This window comes from Tessaracoccus lapidicaptus, assembly GCF_001693815.1.
GTDB lineage: Bacteria > Actinomycetota > Actinomycetes > Propionibacteriales > Propionibacteriaceae > Arachnia > Arachnia lapidicapta.
In genome coordinates this window covers 21,427-47,441 of sequence record NZ_MBQD01000004.1, presented here as the reverse complement: position 1 = coordinate 47,441, position 26,015 = coordinate 21,427, and the positions used below count along the sequence as shown (strand labels likewise).

The window sequence follows — 26,015 nt, the reverse complement described above, 5'->3', positions numbered from 1 at the left end:
CCGTTGAGCGAAGTGCTCACAGTATTGAGCGAAGTGGAAGCGCTCGTCGATTCCATGCGCTAGTGTAGCCGACGTCAGACATCGGATGTCCGATCACCAAGGAGTTTCAATGACGAACCAGATGCCCGTCACCTCCCGACGGAGCCTGCTCAAGCTCGCCGGCAGCTTCGGCGCCGCGGCAGCGTTCACCGCTGGTCTCGCCGCCTGCGGCGCACCCAGCGACAGCACCAGCCCGACGGCGGCGCCCGGCACCACCGACGCCGGCGCCTCGAGCGCACCCGCCTCCTCGGCCGCGGCCGACGGCGCCATCACCGCCGCCATCTCCTACGAGCTGGGCACCAACGGCTACGACCCCATGACCACGACCGCGGCCCTCACCGTCGCCGCGAACTGGCACACCATGGAGGGCCTGACCGAGATCCACCCGGCCACCCGCGAGGTGTTCGCCGCGCTGGGCAAGGACCTCCCCACGCAGGTCGACGACACGACGTGGGAGGTCGCGCTGCGCGACGGAGCGGTCTTCCACGACGGCACCCCGGTGACCGCGGACGACGTGGTGTTCTCGTTCCAGCGGGTCCTGGACCCGGCGAACAAGAGCCTGTACGCCTCCTTCATCCCGTTCATCGACTCGGTCGCGAAGAAGGACGACACCACCGTCACCTTCACGCTGAAGTACCCCTTCTCGCTCGTCGCCGAGCGCCTGTCGGTGGTCAAGATCGTCCCGAAGGCGCTCGTCGAGGCCGACCAGAAGGCGTTCGACCTCGCCCCTGTCGGCACGGGCCCCTACAAGTTGGTCGACAACGGCGCCGGGTCGCAGAAGATCACGTTCGAGCGCAACGACGCCTACACCGGTCCGCAGCCGGCGCGCGCGGCGACCATGGAGTGGCAGATCATCCCGGACGACTCCACCCGCACCAACGCCCTGACGTCGGACACGGTGCAGGCCATCGACTCGGTGCCCGTGGCGAACCTCGCCACCCTCGCCGAGACCAAGTCGGTCGCAGCGGAGCAGGGCTTCGGCCTCGTGTTCGTGATGTTCAACACCGGCTCCGCGCCGATGGACGACGTCCGCAACCGCCAGGCCGTCATGTACGCCCTGGACTACGAGAAGATCTGCTCGGTCGGCATGTCCGACCTCGCCACCCCGGCCACCTGCTTCGTGCACGAGGACCACCCCGCCTACAAGGCCGCCAAGGTGCAGTACCCGGGCAACCAGGCCAAGGCCAAGGAACTCCTCGCCCAGACCGGCCTCACCCAGGTCCGGCTGCTGGCGTCCGACCACGGCTTCTTCGCCAACGTCCGCCCGATGATCAAGGAGTCGCTCGAGGCCGCCGGCCTCACCGTCGCCTACGAGGAGAAGAAGTCCTCCGACGTCTACGCGACCATCGACAGCAACCCCGACGCGTTCGACATCGTCGTGGCCCCCGGCGACCCCTCGGTGTTCGGCGACGACGCGGACCTCCTGCTGCGCTGGTGGTACGCGGGCGAGACCTGGACCGACGCCCGCATGCACTGGAAGGGCCAGGAGTCGCACACCAAGGTCCAGGAGCTCCTGGACACGGCGTCGCAGGCGACCGGCGACGAGCAGAAGGCCGCCTGGCACGAGACGTTCGACGTAATCAGCGAGAATGTCCCGCTGTACCCGATCTTCCACCGCAAGACGCCCACCGCGTTCGACCCGGAGACCCTGCAGGACTTCCAGCCGATCGCCGTGACCGGCCTGTCGTTCGTCGGCGTCGGCTCGACCAAGTAAGTGCCGACGGGCGCCGACGGCGCCCCACCGCGCCAGGCGGCCGCACCGTGACTGCGGCCGCCTCGCGCGGGCACCCCTAGGAGTTCATCCGACGTGTCCAACCTCATCCGCCTCCTCGGCCAGCGCCTGCTGGCCCTGCCGATCATGGTCCTCGGCGTGACGCTGCTGGTCTTCATCGTCATGTCGCTGTCGACCGCCGACCCCGCCCGCCTCGCCCTCGGTGAGAGCGCCTCCCCGGACGCGCTCGACGCATACCGCGAGGAGCGCGGCCTCAACGATCCCGTCCTCGTCCGCTATGGCCGCTATCTCGCGGGCCTGGTCCGCGGCGATCTGGGCGAGTCCTTCACCGGGGTGCGCATCTCCGACATGGTGGGGGAGAACTTCCCCGTCACCCTGCAGCTGACGTTCATCGGCCTCGCGATCGCGGTCGTCATCGCGCTGGTGCTCGGCGTCGTCGCCGCCCTCTACCGCGACAAGTGGCCGGACCAGCTGATCCGCTTCATCTCCATCGCGTCCCTCGCGACGCCGTCGTTCTGGCTGGCGCTGCTGCTCATCCAGGCGTTCGGCAACGTGCCCGGCGGCACGGGCACCTTCCCCGCGGTCATCACCGACTGGGCGTCGTTCACCGCGGATCCGGGCGCTTACGTCAACCAGATCTTCCTCCCGGCGTTCGCGCTGGCGGTGCCGGTGGCGGGATCGCTGACGCGCGTCGTGCGCACCGCCATGGTCGAGGAGCTCGACCGCGACTACGTCCGCACCGCGATCGGCGCCGGCATCCCCAAGCGGGTCGTCGTCGCCCGCAACGTGCTGCGCAACGCGCTGATCACGCCGCTGACCGTGCTGGGGCTGCGCGTCGGCTACCTCATGGGCGGCGCGGTCGTCATCGAGATGATCTTCAACATCCAGGGCATGGGCCAGCTCATCTTCCAGGGCATCACCCGCAACGACGTCAACATCGTCCAGGGCGTCACCATCACGGTCGCGATCGCGTTCATCGTGGTCAACCTCGTGGTCGACCTGCTCTACGTCCTTGTCAACCCGCGAATCAGGAGCATCTGATGTTGTCGGCTGAATCCCGCTCCAGGCTCCAGCGCCCGGGGCTCCGCCTCCCCGGCTGGTCGTCGCTGCCGGTCGGCTCGAAGATCGCCATGGTGGTGCTCGGCCTGATGGCGCTGCTGGCCATCCTCGCGCCCGTCGTCGCCCCCTACTCGCCCGACGCGGCCGGCCTCGTTCCCGCCGACATGGTGGTGCAGAAGGAGATCGAGATCGAGGGCGTCGGCAAGCAGGTCGTTCCCGACAGCGCCATCCCCCCGAACTCGATGTTCTGGTTCGGCACCGACGACACCGGCCGCGACACCTTCAGCCGCATCGTCCACGGCGCCCGCGTCTCCCTCATCGTCGGCCTCGCCGCGACCGCCCTCGCCCTGGCGGTGGCAGCGGTCCTCGGCTCGGTCGCGGCGACGGCGGGCAAGGCCGTCTCCGAGGTGCTGATGCGCGTCCTCGACATCATCATGAGCTTCCCCGGCATCGCGCTGGCCGCCGTGATGGTGACCGCCCTGTCGTCGCGGCTGCCCATCCTGCCCGTGGTGATCATCTCCATCGCGTTCCTGTACGTGCCGCAGCTCACCCGGGTCGTGCGGGCCAACGTGCTCGCGCAGTTCGGGGAGGACTACGTGGCGGCGTCGCGGGTCATGGGCGCGCGCACGTCGTGGATCCTCGTCAAGCACGTGGCCCGCAACTGCCTGGCACCCATCATGGTGTTCGCGACGGTGCTGGTGGCCGACGCCATCGTGTTCGAGGCGTCGCTGTCGTTCATCGGGGCCGGCATCACGTCGGTCAACACCCCAACGTGGGGCAACATGCTGAGCGAAGGGAAGGCCCTGCTGCTCAGCGGCCACTGGTGGGTGACGTTCTTCCCGGGCCTGTTCATCCTCATCACCACGCTGAGCCTCAACGTGCTCGCCGAGGGGCTCACCGACTCGCTGGCCTCGCCGAAGATCCGCACGCGGGTCAACGTGCAGGCCGACGAGGACGAGCTCGCCGGCGCGGCGACCGCCGCCGGCATGGCCGCCTCCTACACGGCCCAGGCCGAGTCCCTCCAAGGCCGTTTGACGGCCCTTAAGGCCGCGGAGGAGCGCCGCGACGACCGCCTCGTCCTCGCGGCGCCCGACTCGGAACCGCTGCTCGAGGTGGAGGACCTGTCGATCTCCTTCCCCGGCGCACACGGCGAGGTCAAGATCGTCGACGGCGTGACCTTCACCGTCCGCGCCGGCGAGACCATGGGGCTGGTCGGCGAGTCCGGATGCGGCAAGTCGATCACCTCGATGGCGATCATGGGGCTGCTGCCGGAGACCGCCCGCATCGAGGGCTCGATCCGGTTCGCCGGCCGGGAGTTGCTCACCATGACGCCCAAGCAGCGCAACGCCCTGCGCGGGCACGAGATGAGCATGGTCTATCAGGACGCGCTGAGCTCGCTCAACCCGTCGATGCTCATCCGCGCGCAGATGAAGCAGCTGACCTCGCGCGGCGGGCAGCGCACGGCCGAGGAACTGCTCGAGCTGGTGGGCCTGGATCCGGTCCGCACGCTGAAGTCATATCCCCACGAGCTCTCCGGCGGCCAGCGGCAGCGCGTCCTCATCGCCATGGCGCTGACCCGCAACCCGCGGCTCGTGATCGCCGACGAGCCCACGACCGCCCTCGACGTCACGGTCCAGGCGCAGGTCGTGGACCTGCTCAACGAGCTGCGGGAGAAGCTCGGCTTCGCGATGGTGTTCGTCTCGCACGACCTCGCGCTCGTGGCGCAGGTCGCCCACCGCATCACGGTCATGTACGCCGGGCAGGTGGTCGAGCAGGCCGCCACCCGCGAGCTGCTCACCAACCCGGTCCACGAGTACACCCGCGGCCTGCTGGGCGCCGTGCTGTCGATCGAATCCGGCGGCGGCCGCCTGCACCAGGTGCCGGGCGTGGTGCCGTCGCCGCGCGAGTTCGTGACCGGCGACCGGTTCGCGCCCCGCTCCTCGCATCCCACCGTCGGCCTCGACGAAAGGCCGCGGCTGCGCACCGTCCCGGGGACCGACCACGTCTACGCCCGCACCGACGCGCTCACCGCGGTGCTGGAGAAGGAGGCAGCCCGATGAGCGCGACCGACGACCGGCCGAGGGGGGTGCCCGTCGTCGACCTGCGCGACGTGCACGTCGTCCACAAGGCCCGCACCGGCACACTCTTCCGCCGCGACCGCGTGCACGCCGTGGCCGGGGTGAGCCTCTCCGTCAGCCGCGGCGAGACCGTCGGGCTGGTCGGCGAATCGGGCTGCGGCAAGTCGACGCTGGCCCGCGTCATGGTGGGCCTGCAGCCCGTCACCGACGGCGAGGTGCGCTACTTCGGCGAACCGCTCGAGCTGGACGGCGCGGGCCGGAAGAAGCTGGGACGCGCGGTCTCCGTCGTGTTCCAGGACCCCGCCACCGCGCTCAACCCGCGCATGCTCGTCCGCGACACGCTGCTCGACCCGTTCAAGGTCCACGGCGTCGGGACACCGGCCGAGAGGGAACGCCGCGTGAAGGAGTTGCTGGACCTGGTGGGCCTGCCGCAGTCGGCGCTCGACGTGCTGCCCCGGCAGATCTCGGGCGGCCAGCGGCAGCGCGTCGCGATCGCGCGGGCGCTGGCGCTGGACCCGGACGTGATCATCGCCGACGAGCCCACCTCGGCGCTCGACGTGTCGGTGCGCGCCCAGGTGCTCAACCTGCTCAGCGACCTCAAGGACCAGCTCGGCCTGGGGCTCGTCTTCATCAGTCACGACATCAACACCGTGCGCTACGTCTCCGACCGGATGGCCGTGATGTTCGCCGGGAAGATCGTCGAGATGGGTCCCGCCGAGCAGCTGTTCGAGGACCCGCGGCACGACTACACCCGGACGCTGCTGAGCGCCGTCCCCTCCCTGCTGTAACACCACACCCGCACCCGAACCACAGGAATCCCTCATGCACTCCTTCCGCGGCACCATCCCGCCCGTCGTCACCCCCTTCACGGCCGACGGCGACCTCGACCTGACCTCCCTCGACCGCGTCGTCGACCACCTCATCGACGGCGGGATGGACGGCCTGTTCATCCTCGGCTCGTCGGGCCAGGTGGCCTACCTCACCGACGACGAGCGCGACACCGTGACCCGCCGCGTCGTCGAGCGCGCCGCCGGCCGCGTCCCCGTGCTGGTCGGCACCCCCGACTTCACCGCCCGCCGCGTGGCCGAGCAGGCCGCCCGCGCCGAGCGGCTGGGCGCGGACGCCGTCGTCGTGACGGCCCCGCTCTACGCGATCAACGACGTCGCGGAGACCGAGCGGCACTTCCGCATGGTCGCCGCCGCCGTCGAGATCCCCGTCTTCGCCTACAACGTGCCCGTGCGCGTGCACAGCTACCTGGGCGTGGACCTGCTGGTGCGCCTCGGCAAGGACGGCGTCATCGCCGGCGTCAAGGACTCCTCCGGCGACGACGTCGGCTTCCGCCGCCTCGTCGCCGCCAACGAGCGCGCCGGGCACCCGCTGGTGCTGCTCACCGGCCACGAGGTGATGGTCGACGGCATGTACCTGCTCGGCGCCGACGGCGCGGTCCCCGGACTGGCCAACGTCGACCCGGCCGCCTACACCCGCCTCCGGCAAGCCGCTGAGGCGGGCGACTGGTCCGCGGCCCGCGACGAGCAGAACCGCATCGCGCGGCTGTTCGACATCGCGTTCGTGCCCCAGGGCCGCTCGGGTGACGCCGGCGGCATCGGCGCCTTCAAGGCCGCGCTGGCGCTGCTCGGGGTCATCGACTCCGCCGCGATGCCCGCGCCGCTCGAGGGCCTCTCCGACGACGACACCGCCAGCATCCGCGAGATCCTCGCCGAGGTGGGACTCCTGCAGTGAGGGCCGTCGGCGTCGACCTCGGCGGCACGAAGACCGCGGTGGCGGTCGTCGCGCCGGACGGGACGATGGGCGAGGTCCTCACGGCGCCGACGCCCGCGCTCGCCGGCGGTGAGGCGGTCCTCGACGCCGTCGCGGACCTGGTCGCCCGGGCCGCGGCGGGGCACGACGACGGGGCGGGCGTGGGCGTGGGACCCGCCGGCGTCGTGGACGCCCCCCGCGGCGCGATCATCTCCGCGACCGAGACGTTCGCCTCGTGGGTGGGCACGGACGTCGCGGCGGGGCTGCGCGCCCGGCTGGGCTGGGGCGACGCCCGCCTCGTCGAGGTGCGCAACGACGTCGACGCCCACGCGCTGGGCGAGGCGTGGCTCGGCGCGGGCCGCGGCCGCTCGTCGGTGCTCATGGTGGCGGTCGGCACCGGCGTCGGCGGCGCCGTCGTCCTCGACGGGCGGCTGTGGACCGGTGCGCACCACGTCGCCGGCGAGATGGGGCACATCCCCACCCCCGGGGCGGCCGGGATGCGGTGCCCATGCGGCGTCGACGGACATCTGGAGGCGGTCGCGGCCGGCCCCGCGATCGAACGGGCGTACGCCCTCGCCGCCGGGGAGTCACTGCCGGGCCGCGACATCATGGCGCGCGCCGCCGACGGCGGCGAGCCCGCGCGAGGAGTGGTCGCCGCGGCCGCCGTGGCCCTCGGCCGGGCCATCGCGGGCGTGGTCACCGTCCTGGACCCGGCCTGCGTGGTCATCGGCGGGGGAGTGGCCGCGGCGGGCGACGAGTGGTGGACGCCGCTGCGCGCCGCCTGTCGCGGCGAGGTGGTCCCCGTGCTCAGGAACCTCGAGCTCCTGCCGGCGGCCCTCGGGCCCGAGGCCGCGATCCTGGGTGCGGCGCGCACCGTGTTCGACGAGGCCCGCGTGCGGGTGAGATGAGAGGACTGCAGATGAGTGGAGTGACCGAGGCGATCCGGGGCCGACTGGTGGTGTCCTGCCAGGCGTACCCGGGCGAGCCCATGCTGGACCCCAGGACGATGAGCCAGGTGGCGCAGTCGGCGGTGATCGGCGGCGCCGCGGCCATCCGGGCAAAGGGACTCGAGGACCTGCGTGCGATCCGCACCGCCGTCGACGTGCCGATCATCGGCCTGGTCAAGGTGGGCAAGGACGGGGTCTACATCACGCCCACGCTGGCCGACTGCGTCGCCGTCGCCGAGACGGGGTGCGAGGTCGTGGCGCTCGACGGCACCCGCCGCCCCCGGCCGGACGGGCTCTCGCTCGCCGAGACCGTCGCGGGGCTCAAGGAGCGCTTCCCGGAGGTGCTGGTGATGGCCGACTGCGGGTCCGCCGGTGACGCGGTCGCGGCCCAGGAGGCCGGCGCCGACCTCATCGGCACCACGCTGGTGGGTTACTCCGGCGAGCGCCCGAAGACCGACGGCCCGGACTGGGCGGCGATCGACGAGATGCTGGCGGTCGCGGACCGGCCGCTCATCGTCGAGGGCCGCCTCCACACGCCCGCCGACGCGGCCGAGGCGATGCGCCGCGGGGCGTGGTCGGTCGTCGTCGGGACCGCGATCACGCACCCCGCGACGATCACGCGCTGGTTCGCCGAGGCGCTGCCCGGATCCTGAGGACACAGCGGCCGGCCCGGGCATGCGCACCCGGGCCGGCCTGATCAGTGGACCGCCGTCGTTACCGCAGCGGGTGCGTCGGCTCCGGGGGCAGGACGGGCCGCTTCGACGGCGACGCCGGCGACGGCAGCGAGTCCTTCGCGTTGGGCGCCATGACGAGGGAATCGATGGCCGCGGCGAGCAGGGCCTCGGCCTCGCCCACCGTCGCCGCTTGCGGTGTCGCGGCGCCCAGCACCACGGCCGCGACATCGAGCGCCTCCGTCAGGTCCGCGTAGGACTCGTCCGTGTAGTCCCGCGCATCCAGCCCGGACACCGACGCCACGAGCTCCGCCAGGTCGGACGTGTCCGCCCCGACGCCCGCGGGGCGCCCGAGAACCACGTCGTCGATGGTGCCCCACGCGCCGGCCGGCAGGGAGGCGCTGAGCGTGACGGTGACGGTCTCCCCGGCCTCGACCGGGACGGCGGCCGTCTCGGCCGTGTGCCAGGCCATCCACCCGTTCAACTGGAGCCCCGCCGATGCGCCGGCGCCGCCGGAGGTCGCGACGGAGATGGTCAGCGACCCGTCGCCCTCGCCGTCGCCCTGCGTGGACGCCGACGCCGCGAACTCGCCCGCCACCCCGGCCGTCACCGTCTGGGACAGCGTGAACTCGTAGGCCGACCCGTCCCAGAACTTGGCCGACCGGGTGCCGGACCGCGGCATCTCGGCGCTGGGGACCGTGAGCCCCTGGCCGCTGGTGGCCCACATCGACACGTCCTCGGACTCGAAGCCCGGGTTGGTCAGCAGGTTCGACGCCACGACGGTGACGGTCGCGGTGACCGCGTGCCCGCCTGACGTGACACCGGGAACCGGGTAGACGCCGGGCCCCTGGATCCACGCCGCGGCGTCGGACCAGGTGACCGCCTGGTCGTCGGTCGTGCCGTCGTTGAACGTGACTGACACGGTCTTCGGCAGCTCGACGGGCTGCCCGTCGGTGACCTCCACGTCGAGCCCCGCGACCGAGATGACGGCCTGCGGTGCGACGGACCCGGTGCGGACGTACTCGAAGACGTTCAGCGACTCCAACGGGCGTCCCTGGGCGTCGAACAGCGCCTGGTTCTCCCAGGCGGAGCCCCCGTACCACTGGCCCGCGTCGTGCGGGTCGTACTCGCCGGCGTAGCTGGTGGCCCAGCCGGAACCGTCGCGCTCCCAGAGCACCCGGTTGGCCTCCCACTCGGAGGCGGGACCGACGGGGAGCCACGCGGGCTCCCAGTAGTAGACGCCGATGCCGCCGGCGTCGGCGACGGCCTGGATGACGTCGCGCACGGCGGTGGCCTGTCCCTGGACGCTCACCGGGTAGGCGGTGGCCTCACCCGGCTGGTCGATGACGTTGGTGTGACCGTCCAGGTCCTCCAGCGTGTAGGCCCAGGAGGTCTCCACCACGGCGACCTCCTTGCCGTAGTCCTCGCGGACGTCCCTGAGCACCGACGTGAGGTTGTTCAGCGTGCCGTGCCAGAAGGGGTAGTACGACGACGCGAAGACGTCGTAGTCGACGCCGCGGTCGGCGAGAGCCTTGGCCGCGGTGGCGTAACGCCCGGCCGCCTCGGGGTTGGTGAAGTGGATCGCGACCTTGGCGTCGGGGAGGACCTCCCTCACGGCCGCGGACCCCGCCGAGAACAGCTGGGCCATGCCGTCGAAGCCGCTGACGCCGGAGATGGCGCCGTTGGTCTCGTTGCCCACCTGCACCATGGCGACGTCGACGCCTGCGTCCCGGAACGCGGTCAGCGACTCGGCGGTGAACTCCCGCAGCGCCGTCGCCTTCTCCGCGACCGACAGCCCGGCCCAGGCCTTGGGCGCCTGCTGCTTGGCGGGGTCGGCCCAGAAGTCCGAGTAGTGGAAGTCGACGAGCACCCGCAGCCCGGCGGCGGTGGCGCGGCGGCCGATCTCGACGGCACGCGGGACGTCGACGTTACCGCCGCCGTAGCCGTGGCCGTCGGCGTCCCACGGGTCGTTCCAGACCCGCACCCGTACGTCGGTGACGCCGTGGTCGGCCAGCACGTGGAACAGGTCGGCGGGCTTGCCTGTGCGGGTGCGGAACACCACGCCCGACTCCTCGAGGGACAGCACCGACGACACGTCGACGCCGTTGATGAAGCCGTCGGGCAGGTTGGCGACCTTCTGGACCGCCACGTCGGCGCGGACGGGGCCACGGTCGGCCGAGGCGGGCAGGCCCACGGCGGACAGCGCCAGGGCAGGGACAAGGAGCAGGGCGAACGCCTGCCCGTAGTGGGGGACTCTCATGATGGGCACTCCGATCGTCGGTGATGGGGAGAGCGGGCTGCGGGTCAGCCCTTGACGGAGCCGGCGGTGAGTCCGCCGACGATGTAGCGCTGCAGGGACAGGAACAGGGCAAGGACGGGGAGCGCGGCGAGCACGACGCCGGCGGCGAACAGGCCCCACCGCGACGTCAGCTGGTTGGACACCCACTGGTACATGCCGACGGCGAGCGTCCAGTTGTCCTCGCTGACGAGCACGATCTTGGCGAGGATGAAGTCGCCGAACGCCGAGATGAACGCCAGCAGGGCGACGACGGCGAGGATCGGGGCCACCAGCGGCATGATCAGCCGCCAGAAGATCTGGGCGTGCGAGGCGCCGTCCATCTTGGCGGACTCGTCGATCTCCATGGGGATGGTGTTGAAGAACCCGTACATGAGGAACGTGTTCGACCCCAGGGCTCCGCCGAGATAGACCGCGATGAGCGCGAGCTTCGAGTTGATCCCCAGCGCGGGCACGACCTCACCCAGCGCCAGGAGCAGCAGGAAGACGGCGACGAACGCGATCGTCTGGGGGAACATCTGGATGATCAGCAGAGACGTCAGCGACAGCCGTCGGCCGGCGAACCGGAAGCGCGAGAACGCGTAGGCCGCGGCGGCGCCCATGAGCACCGCGCCCACGGCGGCGGATCCCGCCACGATGAGTGTGTTCAGGAACCAGGTCCAGTACATGGTCTCGCCCAGCGCGGCGAAGTTCGACGCGGAGAAGGTGCTGAACATATTGCTGCTGCCGGCGAGCGAGCCGCGGGGGTTGAGGGAGGCGGACACGACGTACAGCAGCGGGAACACCGCGTAGAAGATGAGGATGACCGCCAGCGGGTACTTCCAGCCCACCTCGGCGAGCCAGATCTTGCGCCGCGCCTTATTGCGACCCTCGGAGTTGCGTTCGTCGAGCGGAACGGTGGACATCACTGGTACTCCTCCAGCTTGCGCGTCTGGCGGAACGCCAGAGCGGAGATGACGCCGATGACGATGAACACGACGATCGACAGGGCGCTCGCGAGGCCGTAGTCGGCCACGCCGCCGGAGACACCCGAGATCTTGTAGATCGCGGAGATGAGGATGTCCGTGGCGCCGAGCCGGGCCTGGTTGCCGGGGAAGGCCGGCCCACCCTCGGTGAGCATGTAGATGATGGTGAAGTTGTTGAAGCTGAACGCGAACGACGAGATCGCCAGGGGCGCCGTCGCCACGAGCAGCAGGGGCAGGGTGATCGCCTGGAATCTCCGCCAGCGTCCCGCGCCGTCGATGGTGGCGGCCTCGAGCGTGTCGGCGGGCAGCGCCTGCAGCGCGCCGGTGGACACGAGGAACCAGTACGGGTAGCTGAGCCACACGTTGACGAAGACGACGGCGAGCCGGGCCAGGACGGGATCCGACAGCCAGCCGATCGTCGAGCCGAAGAAGAACAGCTCGTTGACCACACCGAACTCGGCGTTGAGCATGCCGCGCCACAGCAGCGCGGACATGAAGGCAGGGAAGGCGTAGGGGAGGATGAGCAGGGTGCGGATGACCTTGCGGCCCCGCAGCCGCGGATCGTTGTAGATGAGCGCGAAGGCCAGCCCGACGGCGAAGCTCACCACCACTGACGCGATCGCGAACACGAACGTCCACAGCGTGACGGTCAGCAGCGGCCCGGCCAGTGACGGGTCGGTCACCGCCCGCACGAAGTTGTCCGCGCCGATGTTGACGTACCAGCCGGTGGGCAGGCGGGAGCCGTCGTCACCGACGAACTCGCCGCGGTCGTTGGCGGAGTAGACGACGCCCGTCTCGGTGTTGGTCAGGGTCTGGCCGGTCTCGTCCCACTCCAGCGACGACGAGTAGATGGTGCCCTTCGACCCCTCGCGGGTCCGGATCGAGCCTTCCTCGGCGTCGTCCGAGACCGGGACGCGCAGGGACGTCACGAGCTGCTGCAGCGTGGTGTCCGTGAGTAGTTGGGCGCGGGGGATCACCTCCCAGCCCGGGACGGCGGTCGGGACGTCGCCGTCGCCCACCGCGGCGTCCTCGACGGCGCTGAGCGGCTCCTCCGCCGTGCCGACCCGGACCTCGCCGTCGTCGGTGATCGCGAACCCGATCTCGTCGCCCTGGCGGACGACGGCGAGGGGATACGTGGGGGAGTCAGGCAGGCGCTTCTCGGCCTGGATGAGGGCCGCGTCCACCGCCTGCTGCATGGATCCGGCGTGTCCGGTGCCGTAGTTGGTGAACGCGACGTACCCCGTGTAGGCCAGTGTGAAGACCTGGAAGATGGCCAGGAACACCAGACCGGGCAGGAGGTACTTCAGCGGCAGGGCGCGCCGGCTGAAGTAGACCCAGTCGGCAATGGCGAGGAGCGCGACGGAGACGCCGAGGATCGCCCAGGACTGGGCCTGCCACGCGCTGAGGATCACCGAGACCCCGAACGCGTTGACGATGCCCATGAGCAGGAGCTTCACCAGGAAGCCCCCGCCCATGCGGCCCCATCGTCGGGAGTGCGACTCTCCGGTCACTTGTCGAGCTCGGCCTGCAGGTTGGTGATCATGGTGTCCCAGGTGGCGACCGGCTCAGCCCCGGCGATGATCTGGGCCTCGGCCGCGTTCCAGAAGTCCCAGACGGCGCCCATCTCCGGGATGTTCGGCATCGGGACGCCGTTCTTCGACGACTCCAGGAAGCCGGCGATGATCGGGTCGGACTTGACCTCCTCGCCGATGGCGGTGAGGGCGGGCAGGCGCGGGTCGGCGTCGTAGAGGGACTGCTGGCCTTCCTTGGTGCCGAGGTAGTTGACCAGGAAGTCCTGCGCCAGCAGCGGGTTCTCGCTCTGCGAGCTGAGGTAGAAGCCCTGGACGCCCACGAACGGCCCGGCGGGCTCGCCACCGGCGGAGGGGATGGGGCTAACCTTGACGTTGACGCCCTCGTAGGCCGGGATGGCCCACGGTCCCTGGACGGTGAAGGCGGCCTTGCCGGAGGCGAAGAGCTCATTGTTGATGTCGTAGTCGACGGTGGTGCTGAGGTAGCCCTTGCCCTTCATGCCGTTGTCGTACAGCCACTGGGCGAAGGCCTGGCCCTTCTCGCCGCCCATGCCGACCTCGGAGGTGTAGGAGCCGCTCTCGTCCTGCACGAAGACGGGCGCGCCGAACGAGGTCTGGAAGCCATACATGGTGTAGCCGTCGCCGGTCTCACCGCCGGTGTTGATGACGAACGGACGCTCGGCGCCCGAGGCCTCGCCCATCTGGATCATCTCGTCCCAGGTTGCGGGGGCGGTGTCGCCGACGAGATCGACGTTCTGGATGAGCGCGACGGTCTCCAGGGAGTAGGGCAGGGCGTAGAGCTGGCCGTCGTAGGTCATGGCCTCGAGCGCGACGGGCTCGAACTCGGCGGCCATGTCGCCGACGTCGACGGTGTCGACGACGCCCGCGGTCACGAGGGCGCCCAGCCAGTCGTGCGCGCCGACGGTGATGTCGGGGCCCTCGCCGGTCGGGACCTGGGCGATGAAGTCGTTGCGGAGGTCCTCGAAGTTCTTCTGGACGACCTCGACGTCGGCGCCGGTGGCCTCCTCGAAGCGCTCGGCCTGGCCCTTGATGGCTTCCTCGCGCTCGGCGTCGGTCCAGATGGTCAGCGTGGCGCCCTCGCCGGCGGGGGCGGCGCTGCTCGACGTGGCGGTGCTGGTGGCGGCCTCGCTGGCGGCGGGGGCCGAGGTGGCGGGGGACGTGCCGCCGCCGCTGCAGCCGGCGATGAGTGCGGCCGTGCCCAGGGCGAGCGAGGCCTGCAGGAGCTTGCGCATGATGGTCCTTTCGGTGGGTGGGGTGGTCAGTGCTCCGGGATGGAGCGGTCGGGGTCATCGGCACGGACGACGGCGACGGCGCCGCCGGCCAGGCGGAGGGATCCGCCGGTGTCGTGGCCGGTGACCAGATCGGTGCCGGGGAACGGGAGGTCCACGGCCTGGTCGGTGTGGTTGACGGCGACGGTGAACGTCTCACCGGCGCCGCGCCTGGCGACGACCTCGACGCCGTCGGGGAGGGCCGCCGGTGCCAGGCCGGCGTCGTCGTAGACGCGTCGCATCACCTGGCGGAGGGCGTCGGCGTCCAGTCGGGTCGAGACGTACCAGGCGTGACCGGCGCCGTGCCGGTGCCGGGTGATGGCCGGCTTGCCGGCGGCGGGTCCGTCTTCGTACGTGGCGACGACGTCGGCCCCGGTCACGACGAGGTCCTCCGCCCACATGTCCGCGGCGAGCGATGCGCCGTCGCCGGTGACCACCGTCATGGAGTCGCCTTCGCGCAGCGGCAGGAACTCCTCGACCCACACGCCCAACGCCGGTTCGAGGGGAGCCAAGAACCCGCCACGGTGGACGGCGTCGTACTCGTCGACGACGGCCGAGAAGTAGGACACCAGCAGCGTGCCCCCGGCCTCGACATAGCGCGTGAGGTTCGCGGCGTCGTCGGCGCGCAGCAGGTACTGCGACGGGATGACGACCAGGCGGTACCGGCTGAGGTCGTGCGAGGGGAGGGCGAAGTCGACGGTCACGTTGTCGCGCCAGAGCCGCTCGTAGTAGGCGCGCAGTTGCTGGCGGTAGTCGAGGTCCTCGGAGGGACGCCATTCCAGGTCCTGAGCCCAGAAGGACTCGAAGTCGCACAGCACCGCCACCTCGGCCTCGACGCGCGACCCGCGGACGGCGTCGATGCGCTGGAGCGTCGCGCCCAGATCCACGACCTCGCGGAAGACGCGGCTGTCGACGCCGGCGTGCGGGAGCATCGCCGAGTGGAACTTCTCCTGGCCGTAGCGGGCGGCCCGCCACTGGAAGAACATGACGGCGTCGGCGCCGCGCGCGACGTGGGTCAGCGAGTTGCGCGCCATCTCGCCGGGGCGCTTCGCGACGTTACGCGGCTGCCAGTTCACCGCGGACGTGGAGTGCTCCATCAGCATCCAGGGCTTGCCGCCTGCGACGGAGCGGCTGAGGTCCGCGGCGATGGCCAGCCCGATGTGGGCCTCCCGGTCGGCCGCGGTGAGGTAGTGGTCGTCCGCCACGACGTCGACGAGCTTCGCCCACTCCCACAGGTCGGTGCCCCAGTGCTGGTTGGCCATGAAGTTGGTGGTGACCGGCTGGGTGGCGTGGCGGCGGATCGCGTCGCGCTCCAGCGAGAAGCACTCGCGTAGCTGGTGGTCCGTGAACCTCGCCCAGTCGAGCCGCATCGTGGGGTTGACGACCGACGGGGCGGCGGCGGGGGCGCCGATGTGCTCCCAGGAGTGGTACGTCTGCCCCCACACTGCGGTGCCCCACAGCTCGTTGAGCTGGTCGAGGGTGCCGTAGCGGGCGCGGAGCCAGGAGCGCCACGCGGTGACGGAGTGGCGCGAGTAGTCCTCGCTCACCGGGGTGCCGTACTCGTTGTGGATGTGCCAGAGCACGACGGCGGGGTGGTCGGCGTAGCGCTCGGCCAGCGCCCCGGCCACGCGGACGATGGCGTCGCGATAGGCGGGCGAGGAGTGTGACACCATGCCGCGGGACCCGAAGCCCATGACCGTGCCGTCGCGGGTGATGACGCGGGAGTCCGGGTGGTCCGCGAAGAACCAGGCCGGCGGAGCGGCGGTGGGCGTGCCGAGGTCGACGGCGATGCCGTTGCCGTGCAGGAGGTCGAGGATCTCGTCGAGCCAGGCGAAGTCGAACCGGCCGGGGGAGGGCTCGAGCTTTCCCCACGAGAAGATGCCGACACTCACCAGGTTCACGCCCGCGCGGCGCATCAGGGCGACGTCCTCATCCCACACGGCGCGCGGCCACTGGTCGGGGTTGTAGTCGCCGCCGTAGGCGATGCCGTCGATGGCTGGCCAGGGGGTTGTCACTAGGGCTGACACCTCGTCGCATCTCGATCCGTCGTCGGGTTGTCCCGACCTGTAAGCGCTTACAGTCTGGGAGCGGCGGCGTCGCGACGCAACCCTCCATAACGAATCGTTATCAAACTGTAATCGCTTACAGGTTCCCCGCCGATCGCCCGGCGTGACGGCGCTACAGTTCGTCCCATGGAGACCGTGACGCCCCGACCGCGGCCGACGATCAGCGACGTCGCCGTCGCCGCCGGCGTGTCGAGCGCGACCGTGTCACGGGTGCTCAACGGGGGCCACTGGGTGTCGGAGAAGGCGCGCGCGGCCGTCGAGGAGGCCGTCCGCAGCACCGGGTACACCGCCAACCACTCGGCGCGGAGCCTGGTCACCGGCAAGGCCAACTCATTCGCGTTCCTGTTGGCCGAGGACACGGCTCTGTTGTTCTCGGACCCCACCTTCTCCAACCTGCTGCGCGGGGCGACGCAGGCGCTCGCCAGGCGCTCGATGACCCTCGTCCTGCTCGTGGCCGGGTCCGAGCCGGAGCGCGACAGCGCGCGCCGCTACCTCGCCTCGGGACACGTCGACGGGGTCATGCTGATCTCGTCACACCAGTCGGACCGGCTCATCGAGTCCCTGACCGCCGCCGGGGTGCCGACCGTGGTCTGCGGCGTGCCGCTCGGGCGGGAGGCCGACGCCGCATGGGTCGCCGTCGACGAGGCGGGCTCGGCCAAGGAGATGGTGCGATACCTCCGGTCCCGTGGCCACCGTCGGATCGCGCTGCTCGCCGGCCCCCAGGACACGTCGGGCGGACTCTTCCGGCTCCAGGGATTCCGCGAGGAGATGGGTCCGGACTTCGATCCCGACCTCGTCGAGATCGGCGACTGGGGCCTGCGCTCGGGCGTCGCGGGGATGTCGCGGATCCTGGCGCGTGGGAAGCCGGTCGACGCGGTGTTCGCCGCTTCGGACGCCATGGCCGCGGGGGCCATCCGCGCGCTGCGCCAGGCGGGGCTGCGGGTGCCCGATGACGTCGCCGTCGCCGGGTTCGACGATTCCGGTCTCGCCGAGGAACTGGACCCGCAACTCACCACGATGCGCCAGCCCTGGGCGGACCTCAGCGAGCAGATGGTGACCCTGCTGTGCGAGCTGACCAGCGGCGAGGTACCCCGGCACGTGACGCTACCCACGACACTCGTGGTGCGCGACAGCGCCTGACGCGTCGACCCCTGGCGCGCCAGCGCCGGATCGCCCCAGGCGCCGGAGCGACGTCCTAGGCTTCGATCAACGGAGGTGGCGACGTGGAGCTGGTGATCGCGGTGCTCGGCCTGGCCATCGTGGTGACCGGGCTGCTCGACATGTTCCAGACCCTGCTGTATCCGAGCGGTAACGGCTGGCTCAGCACTGCCGTCATGCGGGCCGTCTGGTGGCTGTCGAAACTCTCGGGACACCGGATGCGGTCCGCGAGCGGGGCGGTCGCGATGATGGCGGTCATCCTCATGTGGTTGTTCCTCCAGGTCCTGGGGTGGGCGCTCGTGTACTACCCCTACGTGCCGGAGGGCTTCGCCTACGCGCCCAACATCGACCACACCGCGTACAACGACTTCGCCGAGGCCTACTACCTGTCCCTCGTGACGATCGCGACGCTGGGCTTCGGTGACGTGGTCGGCACCGGTCCGTGGCTCCGCTTTGCCCCCGCGCTGGAGGCCGTGGCCGGCTTCGCGCTGCTCACCGCGGCGCTGGCCTGGTTCTCGCAGGTGTGGCCCCCGCTCGCGCGTCGGCGGTCACTGGCCGCCGAGTTGCGGGCGTTGGGTGACGCGGGCGTCGCGGGGCGGCTCAGCACCTGGGACCCGGTCGCGGCCACCCTCACCCTGCGCGCCCTCGCCAGGCAGCTGCTGGAGGTTCGCAGCGACTTCACGCAGCACTCCGAGCAGTTCTACTTCCAGGAGGCCGACCCCGACACGTCGCTGGCCAAGCAACTGGTCCACGCCGTCGCGCTGCGCGACGCGGCCCAGGCCTCGGCCGACGCGACCGTACGCGATGCGGGCATCCACCTCGGGTTGGCGCTCGAGGATCTGGCGACGACCCTGGCGCGGCAGTTCCTCTCCCTCGAGGGCGACGTGGACGAGACCATCGACGCCTACCACCGGGAGCACTATCGGGGAGTCACCCCTGGAAGTCCTCGGGGTCGACGTGCTCGAGGAACTCGCTGAACGCCTTGACCTCCTCCTCCTCGTCGACCTGCTCCTCGCGCTCGTCCGCGATCCCGGCCTGGTCGAGGACGTCCTCCGCGACCCAGATGACGGATCCGGTCCGGAGCGACAGGCCGATGGCGTCGGAGGGCCGGGCGTCCAGCACGCGGTCGCCGAGCGGCGTGTTGAGGGTGATCTCGGCGTAGAACGTGCCGTCGTCGATGCGGGTGACGGCGATCCGCTCGACCTCGGCGTCGAGCGCCTCGAGCATGGAGCGCATCAGGTCCAGGGTGAGGGGGCGGGGCGGCGGCGTGTCGTCGGCGCCCTTGAGGATCGCGGCCGCCTCCAGGCCGCCGATCCAGATCGGCAGGATGCGGCCGTGGCCGAGGTCCTCGTCGAGGGGCTTGAGGATCACTACCGGCTGTTGTCTGGCATCGAGGGCCAACCCGGCGATGCGGACGGGGATCATGCGCTCCACCTCCCAGCGGGTCCCGGCGGGGGCCGGGTTGTCGCGGTCATGTCCATCGTATGCCGGGCGCGCGCCGCGGCGGGGCTACCTCCCCGAGAGCAGAGCCAGGCAGTCGGCCTGGGCGAGGGTCGGCTGTCGCATCTCCGTCCTGAGGAACTCCAGCAGCGCCCGGGCCAGATCCGCGTTCTCGGATGTGACGGCGTCGACGGCGACGGCGACGTACAGGTTGTAGGCGAACGCGTCGGTCGCGGTCTGGGCGATGCAGCTGTGCGTGGAGACGCCGCAGAGCAGCAGCCGGGTGACGCCCAGCAGCTCGAGCTGGCCGCGCAGGTCGGTGCCGTGGAATGCGCTGTCGCGGGTCTTGACGATCTCCACGTGGGGGACGTCGGCCACGCCGTCGACGAACTGGGCCTCGGCCGTGCCCGGGAAGGCGAAGCCCTGGTGGTCCTCGAGCATGTTGAGCGTCCAGGTGGAGCGGTCGCGCTCGTGTTGGGTGCGAACGAGGATGACGGGGCGCCCGGCGTCGTGGGCGGCGTGGATGAGGTCGAGGACCTTCGGCAGGAGGGCGTCCTTCTGTTCCGTCAGCCCTGGCAGCTCGAAGTAGCTGTTCTGCACGTCGACGACGACGAGTGCGAGCTCGCCGGGGAGGTGGCCGAAGGACTCCGGGGAGGGGCTCATGACGCCATTGTGGCTGCCGGCCGCGCGGTCCGCGCGGAGTTGAGCCTGACTCGCGGTCCGGTGGGTGGGGTTGAGCCTGACACGCGGTCCGGTGAATGGCGTTGAGCCTGATCCTGGTCTCGCCCCGCTGGCAGCGTTGACATCCCGCATTTCCGTCGTCGAGCCTCGGCTCAGGCTCGTCGAGGGCCACCGGACCGCGTGTCAGGCTCATCGAGGGCCGACAGACCGCGTGTCAGGCTCAACCGTCCTAGCCGACGGCGACCGCGCCAGTATCCGCCGCCGCGACGGCCGCGACCGCCGCATCCCCCGCACGACCGCCCGCGCCGGGCCGAGTCGGACCGACCACGCGCACCGGACCGACGTGGGGGAACGTCTGGGTCGTCACCGCGACGCGCCCGCCGTCGAGAAACACCTCGATCAGACCGTGATCCTCCACGAGGAACCCCGTCACCGGCCCGCCGGGCAGGGCGATGGGCGGCGTGACGTGGATCCCGCCGTGGACGCCGTGCGGGTCTGCGCCGCTGCGGTCCACGACGAGGTCGCCGTCCGGGAGGCGCTGCAGCATGAAGCGGCTCAGCTCCTCGCCGTCACCGGTCTCGACGACCACCTGCTCGCCGGGGAGCAGCTCGAAGTCCGCCAGATGGACCCCCTCCGGCGCAACGGCCGGCAGCACCGGCGTGTGCCGCAGCACCGGCCCCCGGACGCCCGGAGCGAGCGTGAGCGTCCGGGCCAGCGTCATGGCCGACTGCCACGGATAGGTCGGCGTCGCGTTGGCGTAGGCCCAGTTGCTCATCCACCCCATGACGGTGGGTTGGTCGGTGCCCTGGAACGACACCGCCGCGTACATGTCTGCCCCGTGGTCGAAGCAGCGCAGGCCCCCGTCCGGGGTGAACGTCGCGCCGTCGAAGTCCCCCACGAGATAGTGCATGCCGGAGCCGCCCGCGAAGCCGCCCGGGTTGGTACTCAGCAGCAGCACCCACCGCGACACCCCGGCGCCCTCGAGCGGCACCTCGATGAGATCGGGGCACTCCCACAGGAGCCCCTCCTCGCCGAGCGGCCCGACGCTGCTCTCGTGGGTCCAGTCGATCAGGTCAGGGGAGGAGAAGATGAGGACCTGCCGGTCCGCCGCCTCTACCGCCACCATCACCCACCGACGAGTGGGCTCGTGCCACGACACCTTGGGGTCACGGAAGTCCCGCGACCCGCGGTCGAGCACGGGGTTGCCGGGGTACCGCGTCCAGGTCAGCCCGTCGTCGACGCTGAACGCCAGCGACTGCGCCTGCAGCCCGGCGCGCTCGGGATGAGCGGCCGTGTACGAGCTGGTGAACAGCGCCACCAGCGGGCCGTCGGGGCCGTCGCCCAGGCCGGACGTGTTGTCCCGGTCCCAGACGACGGACCCCGAGAAGGCCATCTCCTGCTCGGTGGCGGGGATGGCCATCGGTAGTTCCTCCCAGTCGAGGAGGTTCGACGACACCGCGTGGCCCCAACCGATGTTGCCCCAGGTGCGTCCCGCGGGGTTGTTCTGGAAGAACAGGTGGTACCGGCCCTTGTGCAGGATCAGGCCGTTGGGATCGTTCATCCAGGTCGACCGCGGGGTGAAGTGCAGCGCCGGGCGGTAGTGGGGGGTGGGGTGCATCAGGAAGAAACCTCGTCAGACTGGGATGGATGGATCAGGCGCTCTTGTAGCGGTCGTAGGCGCCCTGGTAGACCTCCACGACCTTCGACAGCCCCATGGACTCGAGCTGCGCCACGTAGCTGTCCCACTCAGCGTCGATGTTGCCCTCGACGATGAACTTCGCGAACTGCCGGCCGACGTAGGTGTTGATCTCCGTCTGCGCGTCGGCGATCTGCTGCAGTTCCTCGTTGCTGAGCATGACGGGCGGGTAGGCGTCGTTGGCGCGGTGCGGCTCGTAGAACTCGCGGCACATGTCCTGGCGCTCCTTGGCGCGGGGCTCGGGGGCGACAACGGTCTCGAAGTGCTCGCGCGTGGTGATGCAGGGGCCGCCCGGCGCCACCTTCTGGCGACGCTCGCCCTCCGACTCGCCCGCCTTGGCGGGGATCTGGACGAGGATGCCGTCGGCGTTCTCCTCCAGCGTCACGCCGATCGGGCCCCAGCGGGTCTCCGCCGACATGACCGGGTCGTACAGGCGGTCGGCCCAGCGCATGGTGGCGGCCGGGTACTTGTTGGCGCTGGTGATCGCGAACGCGCCTCTGTTGATCTCGGCGTAGTTCGACACCGAGGCCCGCTGCTTGCCGTCGAAGCCCTTGAGCACGCCGACGTGCGCGTAGTCGGCCACGCGGTCCTCGCCCACGGCCTCCTTCATCTCCCACCAGATGAACGAGCCCAGGTTCATCGGGTCGGTCTTGCCCTTGGCGAGGTAGGTCGGGTCGTCCTGAGAGAAGCTCTCCGGGTCGATGAGGCCCTCCTGGTACCACTCGCCGAGGCGCTTGACGGCGGTGCGCCACTCCTCACGGGCGGCCGTGAAGATGACCTTGTCGTCCTGCACGATGCGGTGGTCGTTGTTGTCCGGCAGACCACCGATGGCCGCGATGAGGTCGGCGACGTTGGCGCAGAACGAGTCGACGCGGAACGACAGCGGGATCGCGCCGCGAGCCTTGTACGCGCGGAGGGCCTCTTCGTACTCGTCGATGGTCGTGGGAACCGGCAGGCCGGCCTCGTCGAGCCACGTCTTGTTGACGAAGAGGAAGTTCGGGTAGGCGAGGATGCCCAGCTCCTCGACGGCGGGCAGGGTGTAGATGTGGCCGTCGGAGGCCGTGATGGCGCCGCGGATGTCGGGGCGCGCGTCGAGGATGCCCTGCAGGATCGGCGCGTGCTCGGCGATCAGGCCCTCGAGCGGGATGAGCGTGCCGTTGGACCCGTTGGTCACGACGTCGAAATCGCTGAGGCCGGTGTTGAACAGGGCGTCGGGCAGATCGCCGGAGGCGAGCATGAGGTTCTTCTTCTCGGCGTACACGTTGTCCGGGAGGTTGTCCCACGCGACGTCGATGTTGGTGTCGCTCTTCCACCGCTGGACGAGCTCCATGCTCTCGTAGTCGGGGGCCAGGGCGGACTTGGTGCCGGAGAACTTCAGCGGGAGCGGCTTTTCCGTGATGGGCAGGCCCTCGGGCTTGAAGCCGAACGCGTCGGAGGAGTCGGCGGGCAGGCTGCTGCCGCCGGATCCGTTGGAGCAGGCGGCGACCAGTCCGGAGGCCGCCAGGGCCGCGATCCCAGTGAGGATGCTGCGTCGCTTGATCATCGTTGATGTGTCCTTTCGGGGTTGATTGATCACTTGAGGGCGCCGAGGGTGGCGCCCTTCACGAAGTACTTCTGCAGGAAGGGGAAGATGATGAGCAGCGGCACGGTGGAGACGACGATCATTCCGTACTTGATCAGTTCGCCGAGTCGCTGTGCGGCCGCGTAGGAATCGATGGATCCGGTGTCGAGTGAGGCCGAGGCCTGGGACTCGACGAGCACGTTGCGTAGAACCAGCTGCAACGGATACATCGACTCGTCATTGAGGTAGATCATCGCGTCGAAGTAGGAGTTCCAGTACGCCACGATGTGGGTCATGGCCATCAATGCGATGAGTGGCTTGGTCAGGGGGAGAGCGATTCCGAAGAAGAAGCGGAAGTCGTCGGCGCCGTCGATCTGCGCCGCTTCGCGCAGTTCCGCGGGGACGTTGGTCTCGAAGAACGTGCGGGCGATGATGAGGTTCCACACCCCGACGGCGCCCGGCAGGATGACGGCCCACATGGTGTCGAGCAGGCCGAGGTCGCGGACCACGAGGTAGCGCGCGATGAGCCCGCCGTCGAAGAACATGGTGATGACGAACAGGATCATGAAGAGGCTGCGGCCGGGCATGTCGCGGCGGGACAGGGCGTATCCCGTCGTCAGGGTGACCGCGACGCTCACCAGCGTGCCGACGAAGGTGTAGAGCAGCGAGTTGCCGAAGCCGCGCAGCATGGCGTCGTTGGCGAACAGCGTCTGGTAGCCCTCCAGGGTGAATCCCTGGGGCAGCAGCCAGACCTTACCCTGCGCGATGAGGTTCGGGTCGCTCACCGACGCGATGACGATGAAGTAGAGGGGGTAGATGATCATCATCACCGCGATCACGAGGATCCCGACGGTGACGATGTTGAACAGGGGGTCGGCCATGCGGGCGGCCAGGCCGTCGCGCGGCTTGGCGAGGGTCGACGCCGGGGGCAGGGGTGCTGTGGTCGTGGTCATGTGGCTCACCAGAGAGAGGATTGGTTGGCCTTCTTGGCGACGTAGTTGAACGTCACGAGAAGGATGAGGTTGAGGACCGAGTTGAACAGCCCGATGGCGGCCGAGTAGCTGAATTGCGCCTGCTGGAGGCCCGCCTTGTACACGTAGGTGTTGATGATCTCTGAGGTGTCGAGATTGAGCGGGGTCTGCATCAGATAGACCTTCTCGAAACCGAGGTTGAAGATGTTGCCGATCGCCAGGACGAAGAGGATCGTGACGACAGGCATGATGCCCGGAATGTCGATGTGCCAGATGCGGCGGAATTTGTTGGCGCCGTCCATCTTGGCCGCCTCATGCAGCGACGGATCGATGGCCGTGAGGGCGGCGAGGTAGATGATCATCGAGAAGCCGGCGTTCTGCCAGATGTCCGAGCCGATGTAGAGGGGCCGGAACCACTCCGGGTCTCCCATGAAGAAGATCGGCTCGCCTCCGGAGAGTTCGATGACGTTGTTGACGATCCCGGAGCCGGGGCTGAAGAGCAGGAAGATCATGCCCACCACGACGACGACGGAGATGAACGACGGCGCGTACAGGACGCTCTGCACGACCTTCTTGAACCGCCGCGACGAGAGCTGGTTGACGATCAGTGCCAGGACGATGGGCACGGGGAACGCGACGAGCAGGCCGACGGTGTTGATGGTCAGCGTGTTGACCAGCAGCTCTTCGAACTGGAACGAGTTGATGAACCGCTCGAAGTGCATGAGGCCGACCCACGGGCTACCGGTGAATCCCGAGGCGGGGTTGTAGTTGCGGAACGCGATCTGGGCGCCGTACATCGGCCAGTACTTGAAGATCAGCAGATAGATCAGGCCGGGTGCCAGTAGTACGTATAACTGCCAAGAGCGAAGGATGGCGGCCCGCCGCGAGACACGCCTGCGTGTCGTGGTGGCGGGGGCCGGCTCGGCGACCTGCGGGGCCGGGGGCGGCGGGAGGACGGTGCTGGTGGACGTCATGCGGGGACCTTTGCGAGCGCGACGGAGTCGCGGGAGTGGAGGGTGCAATCAACGGCGAGTCGCTTCGGCGTCGAGCTGCCGCTCAACACCTCGGCGACCGCGAGGCGTCCCATCTCCACGAGCGGGAGCTGGAACGTCGTGAGGCGCGGGGAGAACATCGGGATCAGGAGGGACTGGTTGTCGAACCCGACGATGCTGACGTCGTCGGGCACGGAGAGCCCAAGGAGATGGGCGGCGTGGTACGTGCCCAGAGCGGTCCGGTCGTTGCCGCAGAAGATGGCCGTGGGGCGGTCCGACCGGCTGAGAAGCTCCGCGCCGAACGTGAGCCCGTCCTCGTAGGCGCCGTCGCCGTAGCGGAGTTGGCGCGGGTCCAGCAGGAGCCCGGCGTCGGCCAGGGCGTCGGTGAACCCCTGGAGGCGGCCGGTGGCGGCGGGCAGCGGCGATCCCTCGGGGGCGATGTTGATCATGGCGATGCGACGGTGGCCCGCGTCGAGGAGGATCCGGGCGGCGTCACGCCCGCCCGCCACCTCGTCGGGGAAGATGCTGGTGAGCGAGCCGCTCGCATCCTGGGAGTTGACGCAGACAGTGGGTATGCCGGCAAGGGTCGCGGGCACCTCGACCTTGCGGTGGTACATGGCGGCGTAGATCACCCCCGCCACGCGGTAGGACTGCATCATCGAGATGGCGGCCTTCTCGAGCCCGGGATCGCCGGCGGTGTCGACGGTGAGCAGCACGTATCCCTGACGCCAGGCTTCCTGCTGGGCGCCGAGGATCATCTCCCCGGCGAACTCGGTGGTGGCCACCTCGTCGCCGATGAGCCCGATCATCCGCGATTTGCCCTCGCGGAGCACCTTGGCGTGGACGTTGGTGCGGAAGCCCAGATCCTTGGCGGCGTCGAGGACCCGCTGCGCCGTGGCGGCCGACACGCGTCCCGAGCGGGTCCCGTTGAGCACCATGGACACCGTCGCCTGCGACACGCCGGCTGCCGCGGCGACGTCGTTCATGGTTGGCTGGTTCTCCATCGAACACCTCTCTGGGTTATGCGTATAACTAGAAGAGTAAGCAGGTCGGCGCGGTCCTGTCAAGAGTGGGTTTCTGCGGTGGG

21 protein-coding genes are annotated in these 26,015 nt (G+C 70.0%); 9 read left to right on the top strand and 12 right to left on the bottom strand.

The window, feature by feature from the left end; translation table 11 throughout:
- The first annotated feature begins 109 nt into the window (after positions 1-109).
- The 7 genes from BCR15_RS01920 to BCR15_RS01890 all read left to right on the top strand — a co-directional run bounded on the left by BCR15_RS01920 (position 110) and on the right by BCR15_RS01890 (position 8,266).
- Positions 110-1,753: an ABC transporter substrate-binding protein gene (locus BCR15_RS01920; protein WP_068749894.1), complete on the top strand. Its 1,644-nt coding sequence runs from the start codon at positions 110-112 to the stop codon at positions 1,751-1,753.
- Between the two features lie 93 nt (positions 1,754-1,846).
- Positions 1,847-2,812 carry an ABC transporter permease gene (locus tag BCR15_RS01915; RefSeq protein ID WP_068749892.1) on the top strand — a complete coding sequence of 322 codons (966 nt, stop codon included), beginning with the start codon at positions 1,847-1,849 and terminating at the stop codon, positions 2,810-2,812.
- The gene (locus tag BCR15_RS01910; protein ID WP_068749890.1) at positions 2,812-4,890 is read left to right on the top strand and encodes a dipeptide/oligopeptide/nickel ABC transporter permease/ATP-binding protein; all 2,079 of its coding nucleotides are present in this window, start codon (positions 2,812-2,814) and stop codon (positions 4,888-4,890) included. Before BCR15_RS01915 ends, BCR15_RS01910 begins: the two co-directional genes overlap by 1 nt.
- On the top strand, positions 4,887-5,696 hold the full coding sequence (locus BCR15_RS01905; protein ID WP_068749888.1) for an ATP-binding cassette domain-containing protein: 810 nt from the start codon (positions 4,887-4,889) through the stop codon (positions 5,694-5,696). Before BCR15_RS01910 ends, BCR15_RS01905 begins: the two co-directional genes overlap by 4 nt.
- Before the next feature lie 34 nt (positions 5,697-5,730).
- Positions 5,731-6,648, top strand: coding sequence for a dihydrodipicolinate synthase family protein (locus BCR15_RS01900; protein WP_068749886.1), 918 nt, complete (start codon positions 5,731-5,733; stop codon positions 6,646-6,648).
- Entirely contained in the window at positions 6,645-7,574 is a 930-nt protein-coding gene (locus tag BCR15_RS01895) for an ROK family protein (protein WP_068749885.1), read from the top strand. Before BCR15_RS01900 ends, BCR15_RS01895 begins: the two co-directional genes overlap by 4 nt.
- Positions 7,575-7,585: 11 nt before the next feature.
- Entirely contained in the window at positions 7,586-8,266 is a 681-nt protein-coding gene (locus BCR15_RS01890; protein ID WP_068749883.1) for an N-acetylmannosamine-6-phosphate 2-epimerase, read from the top strand.
- A 61-nt stretch (positions 8,267-8,327) separates the two neighbouring features.
- Here BCR15_RS01890 and BCR15_RS15420 read toward each other — a convergent pair whose 3' ends face one another.
- Genes BCR15_RS15420 through BCR15_RS01865 form a run of 5 tightly spaced genes read right to left on the bottom strand, consistent with a single transcriptional unit; the run spans position 8,328 to position 16,378 of the window.
- A complete protein-coding gene (locus tag BCR15_RS15420; RefSeq protein ID WP_078920467.1) occupies positions 8,328-10,544 on the bottom strand; it encodes a glycosyl hydrolase 53 family protein in 2,217 nt (738 codons plus the stop codon).
- Positions 10,545-10,588: 44 nt separating this feature from the next.
- Positions 10,589-11,485 (bottom strand): sugar ABC transporter permease, encoded by an 897-nt coding sequence (locus tag BCR15_RS01880; protein WP_068749879.1) that lies wholly within the window; start codon positions 11,483-11,485, stop codon positions 10,589-10,591.
- Entirely contained in the window at positions 11,485-13,020 is a 1,536-nt protein-coding gene (locus BCR15_RS01875; protein WP_078920003.1) for an ABC transporter permease subunit, read from the bottom strand. The genes BCR15_RS01880 and BCR15_RS01875 overlap by 1 nt, the downstream gene beginning before the upstream one ends.
- A gap of 32 nt (positions 13,021-13,052) precedes the next feature.
- The gene (locus BCR15_RS01870) at positions 13,053-14,327 is read right to left on the bottom strand and encodes a sugar ABC transporter substrate-binding protein (RefSeq protein WP_068749875.1); all 1,275 of its coding nucleotides are present in this window, start codon (positions 14,325-14,327) and stop codon (positions 13,053-13,055) included.
- A gap of 26 nt (positions 14,328-14,353) precedes the next feature.
- The gene (locus BCR15_RS01865; protein ID WP_068749873.1) at positions 14,354-16,378 is read right to left on the bottom strand and encodes a beta-galactosidase; all 2,025 of its coding nucleotides are present in this window, start codon (positions 16,376-16,378) and stop codon (positions 14,354-14,356) included.
- A gap of 177 nt (positions 16,379-16,555) precedes the next feature.
- Between BCR15_RS01865 and BCR15_RS01860 the strand changes: the two genes are divergently transcribed.
- Both BCR15_RS01860 and BCR15_RS01855 read left to right on the top strand, forming a co-directional pair.
- Positions 16,556-17,569: a LacI family DNA-binding transcriptional regulator gene (locus BCR15_RS01860; protein WP_068749872.1), complete on the top strand. Its 1,014-nt coding sequence runs from the start codon at positions 16,556-16,558 to the stop codon at positions 17,567-17,569.
- 83 nt (positions 17,570-17,652) lie between these two features.
- Complete coding sequence (locus BCR15_RS01855) at positions 17,653-18,564, top strand: potassium channel family protein (RefSeq protein WP_078920004.1); 912 nt, start codon at positions 17,653-17,655, stop codon at positions 18,562-18,564.
- On the opposite strand, the gene BCR15_RS01850 is transcribed toward BCR15_RS01855, so the two are convergent.
- The 7 genes from BCR15_RS01850 to BCR15_RS01820 all read right to left on the bottom strand — a co-directional run bounded on the left by BCR15_RS01850 (position 18,518) and on the right by BCR15_RS01820 (position 25,932).
- The gene (locus BCR15_RS01850) at positions 18,518-19,012 is read right to left on the bottom strand and encodes a bifunctional nuclease family protein (protein WP_068749869.1); all 495 of its coding nucleotides are present in this window, start codon (positions 19,010-19,012) and stop codon (positions 18,518-18,520) included. The two genes, BCR15_RS01855 and BCR15_RS01850, sit on opposite strands and share 47 nt — an antisense overlap.
- Before the next feature lie 84 nt (positions 19,013-19,096).
- Positions 19,097-19,690: a cysteine hydrolase family protein gene (locus BCR15_RS01845; protein WP_068749867.1), complete on the bottom strand. Its 594-nt coding sequence runs from the start codon at positions 19,688-19,690 to the stop codon at positions 19,097-19,099.
- Between the two features lie 247 nt (positions 19,691-19,937).
- Positions 19,938-21,326 (bottom strand): glycoside hydrolase family 32 protein, encoded by a 1,389-nt coding sequence (locus BCR15_RS01840; protein WP_068749866.1) that lies wholly within the window; start codon positions 21,324-21,326, stop codon positions 19,938-19,940.
- Positions 21,327-21,360: 34 nt separating this feature from the next.
- Positions 21,361-22,947 (bottom strand): extracellular solute-binding protein, encoded by a 1,587-nt coding sequence (locus tag BCR15_RS01835; protein WP_068749864.1) that lies wholly within the window; start codon positions 22,945-22,947, stop codon positions 21,361-21,363.
- A 29-nt stretch (positions 22,948-22,976) separates the two neighbouring features.
- A complete protein-coding gene (locus BCR15_RS01830; protein WP_078920005.1) occupies positions 22,977-23,918 on the bottom strand; it encodes a carbohydrate ABC transporter permease in 942 nt (313 codons plus the stop codon).
- Between the two features lie 5 nt (positions 23,919-23,923).
- On the bottom strand, positions 23,924-24,910 hold the full coding sequence (locus tag BCR15_RS01825; protein ID WP_078920006.1) for an ABC transporter permease: 987 nt from the start codon (positions 24,908-24,910) through the stop codon (positions 23,924-23,926).
- Positions 24,907-25,932 carry a LacI family DNA-binding transcriptional regulator gene (locus tag BCR15_RS01820; RefSeq protein WP_141679989.1) on the bottom strand — a complete coding sequence of 342 codons (1,026 nt, stop codon included), beginning with the start codon at positions 25,930-25,932 and terminating at the stop codon, positions 24,907-24,909. The genes BCR15_RS01825 and BCR15_RS01820 overlap by 4 nt, the downstream gene beginning before the upstream one ends.
- Positions 25,933-26,015: the final 83 nt, after the last annotated feature.